Below are 19,189 nucleotides of genomic sequence, written 5' to 3' on the forward strand. Positions count from 1 at the left end.
TTTGGTGCGTTGGCTTGAGCGTTAGTGGCTCTGTCCCGTCGCCGGGATATTGAACAGCATGCCGCCACTATTGCCGCCCGCCATCACACTCGGCGTCACGCCGTTCCACTTCTCGATGGCGGCGCGTTCCAGCTTCAGGCGTTCCCACGCCAGCAGGCGGTCATCCAGCGATGAGGCCAGCGCGTGGTTGGCCGCGGCTTCACCTTCGGCAATCGCCACCTTCTTCTTGGCCTCGGCCTGGGCGGAGCGCACTTCGTTCTCGGTGCGGATCGCGTCCTGGATGGCCTTGGTCTTGGCGCTCACCGCGTCAAGCAATGCGCGCGGCGGGCGCAATGAACCGACGATGCCGAACTGCTTGATCGACACGCCCAGCGGCGTAAGGCGCGTGTCGAGCTCGTTGGTCAGCCGCGCGACAAACTCCTCCTTCTTCGCGCCGTTCACGTCGTCAAAGCTGTATTCCGAGCCGATGGCGACGATCACGTTGCGTGCGGTGTCGCGCAGGTAGCCGTGCGTGAAGGTCTCGATGTGGTCTGCGCGGAAGTTGGTGTAGAACGCCGGCACCTTGTCGCGGTCGAGCTGGTACGAGACGGCGACGTCCACGTTCACGGGGACGGCGTCCTTGGTGTTGAAGGTCAGCTCTTCGTTCATCGGCCGGCCTTCGTTCACGTCCTGCGTCCAGACCACGCGTTGCACGAAGGTGGGGTACTGGATGATGACCGTCTGCACCGGGTTGTAGAACACGAAGCCGGTGACCACGTTCTCACGCGAGATACCGCGATCGACCAGCCGGTTGATCTTGATGCCCGTGTAGCCGGGCGGAATGATCTGCCAGTTCAGCAGGAAAGTCCGCGCGATCACCAGCGCCGCGAGGGCGCCGAAGACGACCGCGAGCAGTTTGACCGGCAGCTTGCTTGCCGTGACTTGAGGCATGAGGGTTCCCCTTGCTTGTTGGTTTGCTTCTGAGGTGTTGGCTGGCGGGGCGGGCGTTTTGCCGAAGCAAATGCCCGTTGCTGGCGCAGGAATCGTCAGCGATTCCCGTCAGGGATGGCCGCGCCCGGTGGGCGGGTGGTGGCAAGCAAGCTTGCCAATGGTGATGAGAAGGTGAGCGTCAATACGACCAAGGTGGCGCATTGCAAAGCCCGGATGTTGCGATGCACAAAGTATAGGTCGGCGCCGGAATTTTGCTGCCTAACCAGAAGCACTAGAGCCGTGCTTCAAATGCACGAATGGTGCAGTGGGATCAGGCTTGGCCCGGTTGGACGCGTTCCGGATTCCAGCCGAGCGCGTTGTACACGTGATAGCGCGCGATGCCGATCCACTCGTGCAGCGCATAGTCCGTCAGCGCAAAGTTGTACGCCATCGGCAGCGGCGATGCGGTGGCCTGCAGATCGTCGGCGCGCACAGGAATCGGCGTCATGCCGAAGTGCGCGAAATACAGCAGGCTGCGTCGCAGGTGGATGGCGGAGGACACCAGCAGTGTCCGGTCTGGGGCGTAGTCGGCCAGTGCCGCGTGCGAGAACTGCGCGTTCTGCCACGTGTTCATGCTCTTGGGCTCCATGAGCACGTCGCCGCCGTTGACGCCAAGCGCGACGATTTCGCGGCGGTAGACCGCTGCTTCCGCCTCGCCATGGTGGCGTGCGTCGCCGCCGCTCACGAGGATCTTGCAGTCACCCGTGCCGCCACCGCTGGCCTTCTTGCAGGTCTGGTACAGCTGCACGGCCTCGACGATGCGTGCGTACGAGAAGACGCCCGGCTCCACCGTCTTGCCAATGCGGAAGGTGCCCGCGCCCAGCAGCACGATGGCGTTGCGCGTGCCCCAGGTGATCTGCGGCTCGTTCTCGAACGGCTTTTCCAGCGAGTCGAGCAGCCACGCAGGCACCGGCCCGCAGCCGATCGCCACGACCAGCACCACGGCAACGGCTGCCAGCGTGCGCGCAGCCCGGCGCCGGGCGCGCTTTGCGCACACCGCTGCCACGATCACCAGCACACACAGTACGGCCAGGCTCACCCGTTTCTCCCATCCGGCACATCAGCGCACGCCCGCGCGTGCATGAGGTGCCATCGTAAAGAGGAATGGCCTGTCATGCGACCCGTCTTCTTACGGGGTTGTTGCCGGTGTGGCAGAAGGCTGCGGATTGGCTGACGGTGCGGGCATGTCTTGCGCGGCTTGCGGTTTGGCGTCGGGGCTGGCGTTGTCCTGCTGTTGCCGTTGTTGCTGACGCATCCGGCCCTTGCCGCCGCGCCCACCGCCCTGGCGGTTGACCGGTGCCGCCTTGGCTTGCTGCAGGTCTTTGTTGATCGACTCCACCGAGCGTGGCGGTGGCGTCATGTGGGCGAAGTTGCTCTGGATGTTGTGCAGGGCTTCGTTGTCGTCGGCCGGCGCGGAGGTTGTCTGGGCAACGGCTGGTGGCGGCAGCGCCGCAACAAGGGCGGCGGCGCAGGCTAGGGGGAGGACGGTGGTGCGGAGCATGGGCTGCATGGGCGATCGGCAATCTGGCGGGATCGATGCCTGGATTGTGGCGCTGGATGCGGATGGGGAGTTTGAGGTTTGTGTTGCGGGAAATTACTGCGAGAGGGCGATGGATGACGTGCAGCATCGGCGTAAAAAAACGCGCCCGAAGGCGCGTTCTTCCTGGGTGCTTTTGACGCCGGTTCAGGCCGACGGATTGCTGGTGTCCTGCCCATTACGGACGGGCGCGCCATCGACCTTGTGTGCCGCATGCGGTTGCGGCGAAACCCCGATCTTTGCCGCATCGGCTGTCGCCGCCTTTTCCTGGCCAGCGACGCCCGGCACCAGCCCTTGCAGCGAACCGCCGTTCAACCCGATCTCATTGAGCAGCGAGTCGATCAGCGGCGCGTGGGCGCGATACGACAGCGCGGCAGACATCGCCTGCTCGGCCAGGTTGCTGCCCGTATGTGCGGGGCCGGCACCCTCGGCGCCGCTGCCACCGGTACGGTTGAGCCCGTCCACCTGAATGATCTTGATGCCGTCGATTGCCTTCATCGGTTCAACGGTCTGCTGGATCACCGCCGGCAGCGCCTGCAGCAAGGCGAGCTTGAACTTCAGGCTGGTCTGATCCGACGACAGCGCGTTGATGGCGTCGTTCAGTGCGCGTTGGGCTTCGGCTTCAGCCAGGCCTTTCTTGCGGGCCGCTTCGGCCAGTTCCACGATGGCGGTTGCCTGCAACTGTGCGGCTTCCTTCTCGGCGCGCGCTTGCGTCGTGATGTGCACTGCTTTCGTTTCGGCTTCCTGCGCGGCTTCGATCAGCGCCACCTGCTTGGAGCGGTCGGCTTCTGCGGTGCGGCGCGTGGTCTCGACCAACTGCTCGGCCTTGACAGCCTCGGCCAGCGATTCGTTGGCGCGTGCCTGTGCCTGCGATTGCGCTTCCGACTTTTCCGCAATGACGATCGCCTTGTCCTGTTGCGCGATCTCCGTCACCTTGGCCTGCTCGATGGCGGCCATTTGCGTGACCTTGGTCTGCTCGATCTCCTTCACGCGCACTTCGCGTTCGGCTTCAACCTTGCGTGTGCGCACAGCCTGTTCGCGCTGGATCTCGGACTCCTGCACCTGGCGCTCCGCCGCAATGCGGCTTTGCTCGGCTTCCTGATGGCGCTGGGCTTCGAACACGGCAATCCGCGCGCCTTGCTCGGCGGCACGCGTCTTCACCTGCTGCTCCTGCTCCAGCTTCATGAACGCTTCCTGCTGCTCGATTTCGAGCTTCTTCGACAGCGCATCGCGGTTCTTCTCGCGCACGGAGACTTCCGTATCCTGCTCGACCTCGTTGCGCTCGCGGCGGCGGCGTTCGGTTTCTTGCGTGAGCTTGGTCAAGCCTTCGGCGTCGAATGCGTTGTTCGGGTCGAAGAACTCCTTCGACGTCTGGTTGAAGTTGGTGAGCGAGACGCTCTCCAGCTCCAGGCCGTTCTTCGTCAGATCTTCGGACACGGTGTTCTGCACCCCCTGCACGAACTTTTCGCGCGCGTCCTGCAGGTCTTGCATGGTCATCTGCGCAGCGGTCGAGCGCAGCGCGTCGACAAACTTGTCGTCCACGAGCGCGCGCAGGTTCTCGGGCGAGAGCGTGCGCTGGCCGAGCGTTTGCGCTGCCGTTGAAACGCCTTCCGCCGTCGGCTTGACGCGCACGAAGAACGCCACCACGACGTCAACGCGCATGCGGTCCTTGGTGATCAGGCTGTCACGCGAGGCGCGGCTGACTTCGAGCTTGAGCGTGTTCATGTTGATCGGAATCACTTCATGAAACACCGGCAGCACGATGGCGCCGCCGCTCATGATGACCTTCTGCCCGCCGAGGCCCGTGCGCACGAATGCGCGCTCGGCAGAGGCACGCACATAGAGCCGCGCAAAGATCAGGCCGATGACACTCAACGCGATGATGACGGCGAGCCCCAGGGCTCCCCAGTAGATGATGGCGTCCATATTGATTTTTTGACTCCCTTGAAGAAAGGAACAGCGGCACGTCTCAGGCTTGCTTCGCCATCGAGGCGAGGTGATGCGGGTTACAGCAGATCAGGATGCGGGTTGGCGATGACACGGTAGTGCGAGCCCGATACGCGCGATACCAGCAAGACGGTGGTCCCGCGTGCAAACGACTGCTCGGGCTCGTCAGGTTCAACGCGCACGTAGTGCGGCTGGCCGAATTCGTCGACGAGCTTGGCCTCGGCGGGTACCCCTTCCGATGCGGTGCCGGTGACGATCTGCGCGGTGCGGCCGACGAACGCCTCTTCTGACACCGCCGTCGTTTCGTTCTGCGGCAGGTAGCGGCAGATCAGTCCGCCCATCTGGCGCACGAACGGCAACGCGCCGGCAGCTGCCAGGATGGCTGCAAAGCCCGGCGGCGCCATCCAACCAGTGAGGGCGCGCAGCACCTGCTGCAGCGACAGCCCTACCACCGCAAAGCCGAGCAGGAACAGGATCAGCACCATCAGCAACGGAATGCGGCCGACATGCAACCAGCCGAGGAACTGGCCGACCGCGCCCGGTTCGGCGCCTGTGTCACCGTGGTCCAGACCGAAATGCGTGACCAGCAGATTGCCGGCGTGCTCGGTCAGGCTCATCCCGAGCAGCAACGAGAGGCTCTCCAGCGCGCCGATTACCACCATCAACCCGATGGCAACGACGAAGGGCGCATTGCCGGGCAGCAGCAGATCACCCATGGCTGTCGATGGCTCCAAATTGATCCAGTGACGACGGGGCGGCGGTATCGGCCGAGCCGGTGCGAGCATTCTTCAGGCGGGCAAGCCGCTCGCTTACGCGCTCGGCCTTGTGAATGGCTTCCAGCCGCTTGAGCAGGAGCGGATCGGCAGAGGATTTGCCGGTGCCAAGCCCCAGCGCACCGGTCGCGCCGGCCATGGTGCGGTTGAAGCCGCTCTCCAGTTGTTCGGCGCGGGTGCCAACCGTGGAGCCCGCGGCCGATTCCGTCTGCGACATGCCTTGCACCGCCGCACGGGCCGCAATCATCTCGTTGAGCGCGGCCTCCATTTCGGCACGCTTGGCACGCAGGCCGAGCAGGTCAGACTCGGCGGTCTGGGCACGCTCATTGGATTCCTGCAGTGTCTGGTACAGCGCGCCGAACTGGTCTTCCAGGTCGATCTGCCGTTCTGCGCCGGCGCGGGCAGCGGCATCGTCGCCCTTGGCCAGCGCGGTGGCGGTCAATTCGGTCAGCCGCTCGATTTCGTTGTTGATGCGCGTGATGGCCTTGCCGGCTTGGTAGCGCGCGGCCTCATGCTTGCCCAGTTCGTTGCGGGCCTGTGCGATGACCTCGTCGAATTCGCGCAGGTATTGCTCGGCCACCGCTTGTGGGGCGCGGCTTTCCAGCGAGCTGACAAGTGCGTGCACGTTGGCGCTCAGCAGCCGCTTGACGCGGGTTCCCAGGCGATCGGTTGTCATGGTGCTTGGCTCCTTTCCAGGCAAGAACAGCGGGGCGGGGCGATGTGGCAATGCGTAGAAAATGGCGGACCTTCGCTCAGGAGGGCTCGCGCGCAGGCTGAATGATCTGCGCCAGCTCCTGAACTTCAGCCACGTAGGGATTGAGTACCGTGCTCTGATAGACCGGTGGGCGCTGGGTGACGGCAAGGCGCAGCAGGCCCAGCAGGATGCGCATGGCCTTGGCGGTCAGCCGTGCTTCGAGTTCTACCGCCGTCTCGGCCATCCGCTTGCCCTCCGGGGCTGACGTGATCAGGGTCGCCATGAGTTCCGGCAACTGCGCGGCCAGCAGCGACACGATCTCGGAATGGCTGTGCGAGGTGTGTTCGTGGATCTGGACGGCGTCTTGCAGTGGGCGGACCTGCTCGCGCAGCAGCGCGACGCAGCTCGCAAAATCGTTCTCTCCGCCGGCGCGCCGCTTGGCCTCGGACAGCAACGCGCGGATCTTGTCGCTCGGGCTGGAGGCGCCGGCCAGTTGAAGATTCGACAACCACGCCAGGTCGTCTTCAGGGATGCGTACGGATACGGTTTGCATGACAGGACCCACTCTCAAGCTCGCTTGCAAACCAATATAGTACAAACGCATACAAACGTATACGAATGCAATTGCTCTTTGAGATACAAAAAAAGCGCGTCCTAAGGATAGGCGCGCTTTTCGGATTTCGTCGGACAAAGTGGCGTGTCAGTCTGCCCCGCCAATCTTCCCCAGCAACTCCCGCAACATCGCCCGCTCGGCCTGGCTCAGCGCCGCGAGCATCCGCTCTTCCGTTTCCACATGCGAGGCGACCAGGCCATCGACCAAGGCGAAACCCTTGTCGGTGAGCACGATCTGCAGCCCGCGCCGGTCATCTGGATCGGTCTTGCGGGCGATCAGGCCGCGCTTTTCCAGCCGGTCCAGCCGGTTGGTCATGGCGGAGGTAGACAGCAGCATGTCCTTGGCCAGCGCGGACGGCGACAGCGCTTGCTCCCGGCCATTGCGGCGCAACGTGAGCAGCACATCAAAGCCGGCCATGTCCAGGTCGGCGCTGGCGATATTGGCAATCACGCCCTGGCGCAGGCGTTCACCGGCGCGCCAGACCTCGCCGCAGACGGCCATCGGGCTGGCGTCGACGTCCGGGCGCTCGCGCCGCCATTGCGCGAGGATGCCGTCCATCGGTCCCCCTTGCGTGGGTGTGGGATCACCTTGACCCATCGAAAACCTCGTTCTAGTATTTCGACGTCAAACTACTTGACGTCAAGATGCTTGAGATCGTATCGGGTTTGCCGGTGCGAGGCAATCGGGCATCCCGCCGCATCTTTTCACGAGACCCCTCATGACCGAACGACTTGCCGATCATCCGATCGATCCGCTGTTCCTGGCGCGCTGGTCGCCGCGTGCCTACGATGGCCAGTCCATGCCAGAGGCCGATCTGCTGCGCATTCTGGAGGCGGCACGCTGGGCACCATCGGCCTACAACTACCAGCCGTGGCGCTTTCTCTACGCCCGCCGCGACGATGCGCACTGGACCGAGTTCGTCAGCCTGCTCGTACCCATGAACCGTGATTGGGCGCAACACGCCTCGGCGCTGATCTTTGTGCTGTCTGACACGCGCATCCACCGAGACGACCCGGCCAGTGCTGTGCCGTCGCATACGCACAGCTTCGATGCCGGTGCCGCATGGGCGCAGTTGGGGCTGCAGGCAGTCAGCCTCGGCTACCACGCACGCGGCATGGCGGGCGTGGACTACGACCGGGCGCGTGCCGTGCTGCACGTGCCGGAGCGCTTCCGTATCGAGATTGCGGTGGCCGTTGGCCGCCGCGGCTATGTGGCGTCACTGCCGACACCGCTGCAGTCGGTAGAAGGCCCCACACCACGCAAGCCGATCAGCGAACTGGCGTTCAGTGGGCGCTTTCCAGGTTGACTTGTTTTGGCTCATTTAATTCGATATCAAATTACGCGACGTGGAGATTTATCATGCCGTTCAACCGCTTGACCGCAATGCTGGCCACCGCTGTGGCCCCCATGTTGTGGGGCACGACCTACCTCGTCTTCACGCAGACGCTGCCGGTTGACCATCCGCTGCTGGTGGGCGCGCTGCGTGCGCTGCCGGCTGGCGTGCTGCTGATGCTGCTCGGCCCTGGCCTACCACCGCGCAACAAGCTGCTGCCGCTGCTGTTTCTCGGGCTGGCCAACATCGGGGTGTTTTTCGCGCTGCTGTTCGTAGCGGCGCAGCGCCTGCCGGGTGGCGTGGCGGCGACGATCATGTCTGCGCAGCCCCTGGTGGTGGCGTTGCTGGCGTGGCCGCTGCTCGCACGTAAGCCGCGTCCGGCACAACTGGCGGCGGCGCTGGCCGGCTCGGTGGGGGTGGGGCTGCTGATTCTTGGGCCGGCGGCCAAGCTGGATGCGATTGGCGTGGCAGCGGCGCTGGCCGCTGCGCTGTCGATGGCAATGGGCACGGTGCTCATCGAACGTTGGGGCCGTATCGGCACGCCGCTGGCAGTGGCCGCGTGGCAACTCGCGCTGGGCGGGCTGGTGCTGCTGCCGGTCGCGTTGTTCGTAGAGGGCTTACCGCCTGCGCTCTCGCTGCGCAACGCCGTGGGCTTTGCGTACCTGATCGTGATCGGCACGGCGCTGGGCTACTGGCTGTGGATTCGGGGTATCGGCGTGCTGGGCGCGGATGTGACATTTCTCTCTCTGCTGAGTCCGCTGACGGCCACCGTGCTTGGGGCGCTGGTGCTGGGCGAATGGTTCAGCCCGGTGCAGACGGGTGGTGCGGTGCTGATTCTGGGGGCGACGGTGGCAGGGATGGCGCTATCTCGACACGGGCGGCGGGGGCGGGTGACAGAAACTGGGCTTGCGCAGAGACCAGCCCCAGGCCAGGTGCCTGAGGCCCATTGATCAGGGCCGCACCATCGGCCGCATCGGCGCCTCATCCCCATTATCAACAGGCGCCGCCCCCAGGTACTGCATGTTCGAACGATAGGCCGACAGCTTGGCCATCGGCATATGCATGGCGTCGGCAAACAGCGGCAGCGTTTCCGGCAGATGGCGCGAGAGCACCACCATGCGGGTGCGCCCCGACGGATGCGTGGAAAGAAACTGTTTCTGCTCCGCACCGCCGATCGAGCCCATCTTCTGCCACAGCGTGAGCGCGGCGCGTGGGTCGTAGCCGGCGCGCGAGGCGATGTCCATGCCGACCAGGTCGGCCTCCGTCTCTTCCGCGCGCGAGAACGCCAGCAGGTGCATCTTGGCGCCTTCGCCCAGGTCCGTATCGCCGCGGTTGCCGAAGCCAAAGAGCTGCGAAATGACGTTGGCGCCCAGGTTGGTGACCTCGCGCTGGCCGGCACGGGCGCGGGCGTGTTCGCGCAGTGCATGGGCGATCTCGTGGCCGAGCGCCATGGCGAGTTCGTCGTCGGTCAGCTTGAACTGCTCCACCAGCCCGGAGAACACGGCGATCTTGCCGCCCGGCATGCAGAACGCATTCACCTGGGAGGCGCCGATCAGGTTGACCTCCCACTGCCAGTGCGCGGCGTCGGGGTTCCAGCGCGGCGCCTGCGGCGTGAGCCGGCGGGCGATGGCCCGGATGCGGATCAGGTCCGGCACGTTGTCTGGGGCAAGCGCCCCTTCGCGTGCAGCGTTGTCGATGACGCCCTTGTACTCGGCCTGCGCGCGCTTCTCGATTTCTTCCGCCGGAATGACGAGGCGGATATTGGGCGACGTGGTGGTCGGCGCTTCCAGCTTCACGCCGTCGGCGGGCACGGGCAGCGGACCGTCCATGGCGGTGGCCCACGTGGCCAGGGTGAAGCCGGCGATAGTCAGCAGGGCGCGTGAGACACGTGGCATGGAAGCGGTGAGCGGAATCGACTGAGACATAATATCGGCCAACGCACCCGGCCACGCTACGTGGCAACCCGCATCGCCTTTCCGCCCGCCGCATGACCTTCCACGACTACCTCGACGTTTTCCGCAACCGCCGCATCGGCGCGATGCTGATGCTGGGCTTCGCTTCCGGCCTGCCGCTGGCGCTCACCTCGGGCACGCTGCAGGCGTGGATGACGGTGGAGGGGCTGGACATCCGCACCATCGGGCTGTTCTCGCTGGTGGGGCAGGCGTACATCTTCAAGTTCCTGTGGGCGCCGCTGATGGACCGCTTCACGCCCCCGCTCATGGGCCGGCGCCGTGGCTGGCTGGTGCTCACGCAGATCGGGCTGGTGGCGTCGATTGCCGCCATGGCCTTCACACCGCCGCACGCCGCGCTGTGGGCGCTGGCCGGGCTGGCGGTGCTGGTGGCGTTTCTCTCGGCGTCGCAGGACATCGTCTTCGATGCCTACAGCACCGATGTGCTGCATACGAGCGAGCGCGGTGTCGGCGCTGCCGTGAAGGTGCTCGGCTACCGGCTGGCGATGCTGGTGTCGGGCGGCCTGGCGCTGTATCTGGCCGATCGCGTGATGGGCTGGAGCAACATGTATCTGCTGATGGCCGGGCTGATGGCGCTGGGCATCTTCACGACGCTGTGGTCGCCGGAGCCGGAGGTGTCGGCGCGTCCGCCGCGCAGCCTGCAGGAAGCGGTGGTCGGGCCGCTGAAGGATTTCTTCTCGCGCCGCGGCGCCTGGGCGTTGCTGGCGCTGATCGTGCTCTACAAGCTGGGCGATGCGTTTGCGGGCAGCCTGTCGACCACGTTCCTGATCCGGGGCGTTGGCTTCTCGGCCGGCGAGGTGGGCATCGTCAACAAGACGCTGGGGCTGGCGGCCACCATTGTCGGCGCGCTGTACGGCGGCACGCTGATGGTGCGGCTGGGGCTGGTGCGCGCGCTGCTGCTCTTCGGTGTGCTGCAGGCGGTGTCGAACCTGGGCTACTGGGTGCTGGCCGTCACGCCGCAGCATCTGTGGACGATGGCGGTGGCCATCGGTATCGAGAACATCTGCGGTGGCATGGGCACGGCGGCGTTCGTCGCGCTGCTGATGGCGCTGTGCAACCGGTCGTTCTCGGCGACGCAGTATGCGTTGCTGTCGGCGCTGGCCTCCATCGGCCGCGTGTATGTCGGGCCGACCTCCGGTTACCTCGTGGAAGCCTATGGCTGGCCCGCGTTCTATCTGATGACGGTGGCGTTTGCCTTCCCGGGCCTCGTGGTGCTGTGGTGGATGCGCGGCACGATCGGCCGGTATGAATCCGAGCAGAACGAGCGCGCGCTGGAAGCCAAGGCGGCCAAGGCCGCGTCAGCCTGATTCACTAACCCAAGCGGTTCGAGCGGTCGGCATCCGCAAAGCCGGCCAGCGGCAGCGCCGCATCGATGCCCTTGCCCAGCGCGATGGCCTTGAACAGCTCGCCCATCTCCGCTTCCGACAGCAGCTTCTGCACGGCGTTGGCCGCCGGCAGGAACTGCATCGGGTCGGACGGATCGAGCGTCATCAGCAGCTCACCCACGCCCGCGCTCAACAGAAAGCGCGCCTGGCTCGTGTAGCCCAGCAACTCCAGCCCGGCCTCCTGGCCCGCCTGGGCAATCCCCGAAAAATCGACGTGCGCGGTGATGTCCTGCAGGCCGGGCAACCAGAACGGATCGTCGTGGGCGTGCTGGCGGTAGTGGCACATCAGCGTGCCGTTGGCGCGGTGTGCGTGGTAGTACTCGGCAGCGGGGAAGCCGTAGTCGATCAGCAGCAGCAGGCCGCGCTCCAGCGCCGCGCCCGTGCTGCGGATGAAGCCCTCGGCGGCTTCGTGCGATTCGGTGATGAGGTCGTCGGTGCCGGGCAGCGCCGCCAACTTGGCCGGCACCTCAGATGGCTCGACAAGACGGTCTTCCCATTGCAGACTATGCTCGGCATCGAGCTTCACACCGCGCTGGTGCCACACGCCGCTGCGCCGCGCCCACAGCGACACCGGCATCGCATCGAGCACTTCGTTGCCGACCATCACGCCAGTGAACGGCGCGGGCAGCGTGTCGTGCCACTGCGCGAGGGCGGCCAGCTTGGGGCCGAGCGCGGTCAGGCGTTCCTGTTGGCGCTGGCGTAACTCGCCGGAGAGTTCGACGATGCCATAGCTGTCGGGCCGCATGCCCAGTGCGTCGAGTTCGGTGAGGATGTCGGCGGCCAGCTTGCCGGTGCCGGCGCCGAATTCCAGCACGTGGCGCTGGCCCTCGGGCAGCGTCTGCAGCACTTGGGCGATCTGGTGCGCCACGGTGCGGCCGAAGAACGGCGTCAGCTCGGGGGCGGTGATGAAGTCGCCGCCATCTTCCACGCGGCGGCCGAACTTGGCCGCGCCGCCGCTGTAGTAGCCCAGGCCCGGCGCGTAGAGCGCCAGTTCCATGTAGCGGTCGAACGGGAGCCAGCCGCCGGCGGCCGCAATGGCGTCGGCGATCAGGGCGAACAGGTGCGCGGATTGCGCCTGCGCCGCCTCGTTAGGAAGCGGTAAACTCACGGTTTTGCTCATCGCCGGATTGTAAACAATGGCGCAGACGCCGACTCAACCGAACGCAGAATCCGCTACACAGCGTCGCATCGCCCTCGTCACGGGCGCAGGCCGCCGCGTGGGCCGCGTGATCGCCCTGGCCCTGGCCCGCCACGGCTGGGATGTGGCGGTGCATTGCCACCGCTCGCGCACCGAGGCCGACACCGTGGCCGCCGAGATCACCGCCATGGGCCGCCGCGCCGCCGTGCTGCAGGCCGACCTGTCGGACGAAGCCGCCGCCAGCCGCCTGATTGGCGACTGCACCGCTGCACTGGGTACGCCCACCTGCCTGGTCAACAACGCGTCGCTGTTCCAGTACGACGTGGCGACCAGCTTCAGCTATGCGTCGCTCGATACGCACATGCGTACCAACGTGGCGGCGCCGTTGCTGCTGTCGCGCGAGCTGCACCGTGCGCTGACCGCTGATGGTGCCGAGCATCGCGGCGTTGTCATCAACCTGCTCGATCAGAAGCTGGACAATCTGAACCCGGATTTCCTGTCGTACACGCTGTCGAAGGCGGCGCTGTCCACCGCGACGATGCAACTGGCGCAGGCATTGGCGCCCGCGCTGCGTGTGGTGGGCGTGGCCCCGGGCATCACGATGGTGTCGGGCGACCAATCGCAAGGCGGGTTTGCGCGTGCGCATCAGATGACGCCGCTGGGCCAGTCGTCCACGCCGGAAGATATTGCCGAGGCTGTGTGCTACCTCGCCACCGCACGCGCCGTGACCGGCACTACGCTGTTCGTTGACGGAGGCCAGCACCTGATGCCGCTGGCCCGCGACGTGATGTTTTTGACTGAATAATATTCTCCCCGGACGCTTCCCATGCTCTCCTTGCTATCCCACCCGCGCCTGTCGAACTGCCGCCGCATGTTTTTGCGCAACTACGAGGTGCAGATCAACATCGGCGTGCACGACTTCGAGAAGAAGGGCGAGCAGCGCGTCCTGATCAACATCGAGCTGTACGTGCCGCTGGAATATTCGTCGCCCACGCAGGACAAGCTGCACGAAGTGGTCGACTACGATTTCATGCGCGAGACCGTGGCGCGTCGCATGGCGCAGGGCCACGTTCACCTGCAGGAAACGCTGTGCGATGACGTGCTGACGGCGATGCTCAAGCACCCGCACGTGCGCGCCGCGCGGGTGTCGACGGAGAAGCCGGATGTCTATCCGGATTGCGAATCGGTGGGCGTGGAAGTGTTCCGCATCAAGGATTAAGCAGCACTCGCATATTCACGGCGCTGGGCGTGCAACGCGCCCGCGACGCTGCCCAGCAGGTTGAGCGCCAGGTGCGCCGTGATCCCGCCCTTGTCGTGGCGCGGGTTGTATTCCACCAGTTCGAATGCTGCAAACCGTGCATCGCGTGCGCAGGCGGCCAGTGCTTGCGTCATGCCCTGCGCGGTGAGCCCGTCCGTTTCGGGCGAGCCCACACCTGGGGCGACTGCCGGGTCGAAAGCATCCAGATCCAGCGTCACGCCAAAGGCCGCCGTGTCTGAGGTGACCAGACGGATCGCATCCGCCATCACCGCGCGCAGGCCGTTGCGCGCCACCTCTGCGGCGTCGATCACGCGCACGCCCAGCAAGTCGAGCAGCGCCCGTTCGGCCGGCTCGTAGCTGCGGGCTCCAATCACCACGACGTGCTGCGGTAGCAGCTTGGGCGCGGCATCGCGGACTTGCGTGAGGGCCGGTGCGCCGTGGCCGAGCAGCGTCGCCAGCGGCATGCCGTGGATGGCGCCCGAGTCGCTCGTCTGCGGTGTGTGGCTGTCGAGGTGGGCGTCAATCCAGATCAGGCCGAGCGGACCTTTCGGCCGCAGGGCGTTTGCGATGCCCGACCACGTACCGATCGCGCACGAGTGATCTCCGCCGATGACGACAGGCACATGCCCCTCGTGCACGCTGTGGGCCGTCGCGTCAGCCAGTGCACGCGAGAAGCCCGCCACGCCCGGCAGCGCTGCCAGCCGCGCAGACCGGCTGTGCCCGGCCGACGTTGCCAGTTCAATGTCATGCACCAATCCGCCGTGTGTTTCCGGTGTCTGTAGACGCGCCAGCGCGCCGGCCTGCAGCAGCGCACGCGGGCCGTCCTTGCAGCCGTCGTCTTGCGCGCCGCAGCCGATGGCCGCGCCGATCAGGTCAATGATGGTCATGTGTGCTCCCCTTGGTTCATTCGATGTGATTCATGCGACTTTGCGGCGCGGCCAGTCGGCCAGCGTGCGGCGGATGACATCGCGCGCCAGCTCCAGCTCGGTCTGGCCAATTACCAGTGGCGGCGTGAGGCGGATCACGTTGCCGTAGGTGTCTTTGGACAGCACGCCGTGCTCTGCCAGTGCCGCGACAAAGTCATGGGCTTCGATGTCGGCATCGAGCTGCAGGCCGATCATCAGGCCACGCCCGCGCACCTGGCGCACACCGTGGCCGACGAGCGTTTTCAGCTCGGCGATGAAGGCGTCGCCCAGACGAGCTGCGCGTTGCGGCAGTTGTTCTTCGATCAGCAAGGCGAGTGCCGCGCGGCCGATGTGCGCTGCCAGCGGGTTGCCGCCGAAGGTCGAACCGTGGTCGCCCGGCTGGAACACCCCGATTACCGACTCGCGCCCCGCAATGGCCGACACCGGCACCATGCCGCCGCCCAGTGCCTTGCCCAGTACCACCAGGTCGGCCTCCGCACCTTCGTGCCAGCTCGCCAGCACATCGCCGGTGCGGCCGAGGCCTGTTTGCACTTCATCGCAGACCAGCAACACGTTGTGCCGCGTTGCCAGCTCGCGCGCCAGCTTCAGGTAGCCCGGTGGTGGCACCACGATGCCGCCTTCACCCTGCACAGGTTCCATCAGGATGGCGCCCGTGTTGGGCCCGATGGCCGCGCGCAGCGCATCGGCATCACCAAACGGGATGCGCCGGAAGCCTGCCGCGAACGGCCCGAACCCGTAGCGGTACTGCTCGTGCGAAGAGAAGCCGACGATGGTGGTCGTGCGGCCGTGGAAGTTGTTCTCGAAGACGATGATCTCGGCCATCTCGGGCGCCAGGCCCTTCACGTCGCGCGCCCACTTGCGGGCGGCCTTGATGGCGGTCTCGACAGCTTCGGCGCCGGTGTTCATCGGCAGTGCACGGTCCATGCGTGTAATGCGGCAGACGTCGGCCAGGAAGGGGCCCAGCTCCGTGTTGTGGAAGGCACGCGAGGTGAGCGTCAGGCGGCCAGCCTGTTCGACCAGCGCGGCGACGAGTTTGGGATGCGAGTGCCCAAAACTGACGGCCGAGTACGCCGACATCATGTCGAGGTAACGGCGGCCATGGGTGTCGATCAGCCACACGCCTTCACCACGTTCCAGCATGACCGGCAGCGGCGCGTAGTTGCGCGCACCATAGCGTTCTTCCAGGGCGTAGCTCGGATGTTGCAGTGCGGTCGTCATGATGGCCTCCAGTCGCGTTGGTCGTTCACTTGCGGCGAATTCTGCGATCTGACAAACTCAAAATCAAATCGAATGTTTTTGGTTTTTCGATCCAAAAATTTGATGGATTGATGCGTCACTTTTCCTGCCATGTCCCATTCGCCGCTGCGCTATCTGCATAGCTTTCTGACCGTCGCCAACGAGGGCAGCTTCGTGCGCGCGGCAGACCGCCTGGCTGTGTCGCAGCCGGCGCTGTCGTACCAGATGCGGCAACTGGAGCAATGGCTGGGCGTGCCGCTGTTCGAGCGCTCGGGGCGCAAGCTCGTGCTCACGCGTGCCGGCACCTCGGTGCGCGCCTGGTGCCGTGATGCGTTTGCCGGGCTCGATGAATTGCGCGCCGCGCTGCACAGCGGCGAGATGGAGCGCGTGTCGCTCAAGCTGGCCAGTGGCTCCAGCTTCGGGCGTTATGTGCTGATGCCGGCACTGCTGACGCCGTCGCCGGAATCCGACGCGCCGCTGCTCGACGACGTGCGCCTGGAGCTGGCGTTCGGCAGCGACGACGAAGTCTTCGGCCACGTGGAATCCGGCCGCGCAGACCTTGGCTTTGTCTACACACCGCGCACCTCACGCCTGTTCGAGCACCACGCTGTCTATACCGAGGAGTTCGTGCTCGCCTGCAGTGCCCGTGCATTGCGTGAGCAGGGTGCGCCGCGCACGCTGGCCGACTGCGCCGCGCTGCCCTTCGTCACCTATGACGAATCCGATGCGGTCTACGGTCTGTGGTTCAAGGCACTGTTCCGGCGCCTGCCCGAAACGACGGTGAGCGCGCATCACGTGTCGGACCTGGAGGAGGTCGGTACGCTGGTGGAGGCGGGGGTCGGCTGGTCGGTGCTGCCGCTGCACGCCATTCAGGATGCGGTGGAGCGCCGTCGCCTGCAGGTCGTGCGCCCGATCACGGCGCGGCGCTGCTTGAACACTGTGTTTGCGGTGCGCCGCACGTCGAGCTTCCCGAGCGAGGCGCAGGATCGGTTGCTCGTGCGTCTCGCACAGCTGGATGCGGCAACGGCAAACACTTAGCGCGCAATCCCGCTAGTCCACATCAAAGCGGATGCCTTGCGCCAACGGCAGCGCGGTGCCGTAGTTGAGCGTGTTGGTCGCGCGCCGCATGTATGCCTTCCACGCATCTGACCCCGCCTCGCGGCCGCCACCGGTGTCTTTCTCTCCGCCGAATGCGCCACCGATCTCTGCACCGCTTGGGCCGATGTTGACGTTGGCGATGCCGCAGTCACTGCCGGTGGCGGATACGAAGCGCTCGGCCTCGCGCATGTCCAGCGTGAACACGCTCGACGACAACCCATGCGGCACCGCGTTGTTCAGCGCGATGGCTTCATCCAGCGTGTCGAACGGCACGACGTAGAGGATGGGCGCGAAGGTCTCTTCGCAGACCACGCCGCGTTGTGCGGGCATCTCCACGAGGGCAGGGCGCACGTAGTAGGCATCTTTACCGAGCGCGTGATCGATGCGTTCTCCGCCATGCACGGTGCCGCCTTCTGCGCGGGCGCGGGCAAGCGCGGCGTGCATGCGCTCATAGGCATGGGCATCGATCAGCGGGCCGACCAGCGTGTCAGCTTCACGCGGGTCGCCAACACGCACGCGTTCATAGAGCGTCACGAGGCGCGGCACTAGCGCGTCGTAGATTGAGCGATGCACGAACAGCCGCCGCAGCGACGTGCAGCGTTGTCCAGCCGTACCTATCGCAGCGAAAGCGATGGCGCGCTCGGCGAGTGGCAGATCCGCGCTTGGGCAGACGATGGCCGCGTTGTTGCCACCCAGTTCGAGGATCGTGCGGGCAAAGCGTGGCGCAGCAGCCTGCGCCACTGAGCGCCCCATCCCCGTGCTGCCGGTGGCCGAGATAAGCGGAACGTCGCGGTGATGTGCCAGCGCTTCACCAAGCCCGCGCTCGCCGATGGCGACTTGCGCCAGATGCGGTGGCGCATCCCCAAACCGCTGGCACGCACGCAGGAACAGACGTTCGACGGCCAGCGCCGTCAGCGGTGTTTTCTCCGATGGCTTCCAGATGACCGGGTCACCGCACACCAGCGCGAGCGCCGCGTTCCACGACCAGACCGCCACCGGAAAGTTGAACGCTGTGATGACGAGGCACGGCCCCAGCGGGTGCCACGTTTCCATCATGCGATGCGAGGGTCGCTCGCTGGCGATCGTCAACCCATACAGTTGCCGTGACAGCCCGACGGCGAAGTCACAGATGTCGATCATCTCCTGCACTTCGCCCAGGCCTTCCTGCGTGATCTTGCCGGCCTCCAGCGTGACGAGTGCGCCCAGGTCTTCCTTGTGTGCGCGCAGTTCCTCGCCGAGCAGGCGGACGAGTTCACCGCGGCGCGGGGCGGGCACGGTGCGCCAAGCCTGGAACGCGGATTGCGCCTGCCTGACGATGCGGTCGGCGTCGTCAGCGGTTTCGATGGGCAGGCGCGCGAGCGTGGCACCGTCGATGGGCGAGCGTGCGACCAGTGGGCCATCTCCGCCGATCAGGGTGTCGAGATGCAGGCGTTGCAGCAGGGCTTCAGCAGTGGAGGGCATGGTGGTCCAGGGCAAGCAAAACGTCATGTTCAGCATGCGCCGGGGGTGGCCCATCCGCAAGCGACCCCATGCCGTCTTGAAATTAATTAATTCGACAATTAATATTTTCGGCATGGCAACCCGCAAACCTTCCCCTCGCGGCCCAGGTCGCCCACGTCGCCAGGACGGCGCGGCGCCGGACGACCTGCGCGACCGCCTGCTCGACATGGCCGTGACGCTGTTCGCGCGTGACGGCGTTGGCCCGACCACGCTTGCCGCCATCGCCCGCGAAGTCGGCGTGACGGCGCCGATGGTGCACTACCACTTCAAGACGCGCGACCAACTGCTCGATGCGGTGGTCGAGGAGCGCCTGCGTCCCCTGATCGATCAGGTGATGGGGCCATCGCTGCTGGCGATTGGTGTCGATGGCGGTGCAGTTGATCTGGCGCATGCCGTGGCAGGGGTGGCGCAGCGTATGGTGGCAGTGGCCTCGGCCACGCCGTGGTTTCCGCCGCTGTGGATTCGCGAGATCGCCAGCGAGGGCGGCCAGTTGCGCGAGCGCGTGTTCGCACGCATTGCACTGGAGCGCGCCACGGTGCTGGTCGAGCGCATTGCCCGCGCGCAGGCCACCGGCGCGGTGAACCCGGCGCTGCAGCCGCCGCTGGTGATGGTGTCGGTAATCGGCCTGGCGATGCTGCCGCTGGCGACGCGCGCGCTGTGGGGCCGGTTGCCCTACGCAGACCAGGTGGACGACGAGGCCATCGGCCGGCACGTCGCGGCGCTGCTGCTGCAAGGCGTTGGCTTGGGCGCCGCGTCTGGCGGCGGGAGCGACGATCGCGACAAGAAGACCAAGCGCAAAGCGCGCAAGTAGG

At 65.9% G+C, this 19,189-nt stretch carries 20 protein-coding genes; 7 read left to right on the forward strand and 13 right to left on the reverse strand.

The genetic code is table 11. The features are described 5' to 3' along the window. Window positions 1-21: 21 nt before the first annotated feature. From ACS13N_RS08560 to ACS13N_RS08595, 8 genes are all read right to left on the reverse strand, one after another. The gene (locus ACS13N_RS08560; RefSeq protein ID WP_438931258.1) at window positions 22-930 is read right to left on the reverse strand and encodes a prohibitin family protein; all 909 of its coding nucleotides are present in this window, start codon (window positions 928-930) and stop codon (window positions 22-24) included. Window positions 931-1,240: 310 nt separating this feature from the next. Next, window positions 1,241-2,008, reverse strand: coding sequence for a YdcF family protein (locus tag ACS13N_RS08565; RefSeq protein WP_438931259.1), 768 nt, complete (start codon window positions 2,006-2,008; stop codon window positions 1,241-1,243). Between the two features lie 90 nt (window positions 2,009-2,098). After that, window positions 2,099-2,479 carry a signal peptidase gene (locus ACS13N_RS08570; RefSeq protein ID WP_438931260.1) on the reverse strand — a complete coding sequence of 127 codons (381 nt, stop codon included), beginning with the start codon at window positions 2,477-2,479 and terminating at the stop codon, window positions 2,099-2,101. 174 nt (window positions 2,480-2,653) lie between these two features. Continuing rightward, complete coding sequence (locus ACS13N_RS08575) at window positions 2,654-4,432, reverse strand: flotillin family protein (RefSeq protein WP_438931261.1); 1,779 nt, start codon at window positions 4,430-4,432, stop codon at window positions 2,654-2,656. A gap of 80 nt (window positions 4,433-4,512) precedes the next feature. Then, entirely contained in the window at window positions 4,513-5,169 is a 657-nt protein-coding gene (locus ACS13N_RS08580; protein WP_438931262.1) for an OB-fold-containig protein, read from the reverse strand. Further along, on the reverse strand, window positions 5,162-5,902 hold the full coding sequence (locus ACS13N_RS08585; protein ID WP_438931263.1) for a PspA/IM30 family protein: 741 nt from the start codon (window positions 5,900-5,902) through the stop codon (window positions 5,162-5,164). Before ACS13N_RS08585 ends, ACS13N_RS08580 begins: the two co-directional genes overlap by 8 nt. Window positions 5,903-5,978: 76 nt before the next feature. Further along, a complete protein-coding gene (locus tag ACS13N_RS08590) occupies window positions 5,979-6,473 on the reverse strand; it encodes a hypothetical protein (RefSeq protein WP_438931264.1) in 495 nt (164 codons plus the stop codon). Between the two features lie 147 nt (window positions 6,474-6,620). Next, window positions 6,621-7,130, reverse strand: a complete 510-nt coding sequence (locus ACS13N_RS08595) for a MarR family winged helix-turn-helix transcriptional regulator (protein ID WP_438931265.1) — start codon at window positions 7,128-7,130, stop codon at window positions 6,621-6,623. 121 nt (window positions 7,131-7,251) lie between these two features. Here ACS13N_RS08595 and ACS13N_RS08600 point away from each other — a divergent pair, with 121 nt between their 5' ends. Together ACS13N_RS08600 and ACS13N_RS08605 are read left to right on the forward strand one after the other, a co-directional pair. Then, window positions 7,252-7,839: a nitroreductase family protein gene (locus tag ACS13N_RS08600; protein ID WP_438931266.1), complete on the forward strand. Its 588-nt coding sequence runs from the start codon at window positions 7,252-7,254 to the stop codon at window positions 7,837-7,839. Between the two features lie 53 nt (window positions 7,840-7,892). Next, complete coding sequence (locus ACS13N_RS08605; protein ID WP_438931267.1) at window positions 7,893-8,816, forward strand: EamA family transporter; 924 nt, start codon at window positions 7,893-7,895, stop codon at window positions 8,814-8,816. Here ACS13N_RS08605 and ACS13N_RS08610 read toward each other — a convergent pair whose 3' ends face one another. Continuing rightward, complete coding sequence (locus ACS13N_RS08610) at window positions 8,817-9,761, reverse strand: M48 family metallopeptidase (RefSeq protein ID WP_438932816.1); 945 nt, start codon at window positions 9,759-9,761, stop codon at window positions 8,817-8,819. 92 nt (window positions 9,762-9,853) lie between these two features. Between ACS13N_RS08610 and ACS13N_RS08615 the strand changes: the two genes are divergently transcribed. Then, entirely contained in the window at window positions 9,854-11,143 is a 1,290-nt protein-coding gene (locus ACS13N_RS08615; RefSeq protein WP_438931268.1) for a muropeptide transporter, read from the forward strand. 4 nt (window positions 11,144-11,147) lie between these two features. On the opposite strand, the gene ACS13N_RS08620 is transcribed toward ACS13N_RS08615, so the two are convergent. Further along, window positions 11,148-12,341 (reverse strand): class I SAM-dependent methyltransferase, encoded by a 1,194-nt coding sequence (locus ACS13N_RS08620; RefSeq protein ID WP_438931269.1) that lies wholly within the window; start codon window positions 12,339-12,341, stop codon window positions 11,148-11,150. A 16-nt stretch (window positions 12,342-12,357) separates the two neighbouring features. Here ACS13N_RS08620 and ACS13N_RS08625 point away from each other — a divergent pair, with 16 nt between their 5' ends. Both ACS13N_RS08625 and ACS13N_RS08630 read left to right on the forward strand, forming a co-directional pair. After that, window positions 12,358-13,164 carry an SDR family oxidoreductase gene (locus tag ACS13N_RS08625; RefSeq protein WP_438931270.1) on the forward strand — a complete coding sequence of 269 codons (807 nt, stop codon included), beginning with the start codon at window positions 12,358-12,360 and terminating at the stop codon, window positions 13,162-13,164. 21 nt (window positions 13,165-13,185) lie between these two features. Further along, a complete protein-coding gene (locus ACS13N_RS08630; RefSeq protein ID WP_438931271.1) occupies window positions 13,186-13,578 on the forward strand; it encodes a dihydroneopterin aldolase in 393 nt (130 codons plus the stop codon). Here the strand turns inward: ACS13N_RS08630 and ACS13N_RS08635 are convergent. Further along, window positions 13,575-14,504 carry an arginase gene (locus ACS13N_RS08635; RefSeq protein ID WP_438931272.1) on the reverse strand — a complete coding sequence of 310 codons (930 nt, stop codon included), beginning with the start codon at window positions 14,502-14,504 and terminating at the stop codon, window positions 13,575-13,577. The genes ACS13N_RS08630 and ACS13N_RS08635 overlap by 4 nt on opposite strands. A gap of 30 nt (window positions 14,505-14,534) precedes the next feature. Beyond that, a complete protein-coding gene (gene rocD, locus ACS13N_RS08640) occupies window positions 14,535-15,761 on the reverse strand; it encodes an ornithine--oxo-acid transaminase (RefSeq protein WP_438931273.1) in 1,227 nt (408 codons plus the stop codon). Between the two features lie 129 nt (window positions 15,762-15,890). Between rocD and ACS13N_RS08645 the strand changes: the two genes are divergently transcribed. Beyond that, window positions 15,891-16,817 (forward strand): LysR family transcriptional regulator, encoded by a 927-nt coding sequence (locus ACS13N_RS08645; protein WP_438931274.1) that lies wholly within the window; start codon window positions 15,891-15,893, stop codon window positions 16,815-16,817. Between the two features lie 12 nt (window positions 16,818-16,829). Here ACS13N_RS08645 and amaB read toward each other — a convergent pair whose 3' ends face one another. After that, a complete protein-coding gene (gene amaB, locus ACS13N_RS08650) occupies window positions 16,830-18,338 on the reverse strand; it encodes an L-piperidine-6-carboxylate dehydrogenase (RefSeq protein ID WP_438931275.1) in 1,509 nt (502 codons plus the stop codon). Window positions 18,339-18,450: 112 nt separating this feature from the next. On the opposite strand from amaB, the gene ACS13N_RS08655 reads away from it, so the two are divergent. Further along, on the forward strand, window positions 18,451-19,188 hold the full coding sequence (locus ACS13N_RS08655) for a TetR/AcrR family transcriptional regulator (protein WP_438931276.1): 738 nt from the start codon (window positions 18,451-18,453) through the stop codon (window positions 19,186-19,188). Window position 19,189: the final 1 nt, after the last annotated feature.

The organism is Ralstonia sp. 24A2, assembly GCF_051783885.1.
Taxonomy (GTDB): Bacteria; Pseudomonadota; Gammaproteobacteria; order Burkholderiales; family Burkholderiaceae; genus Ralstonia.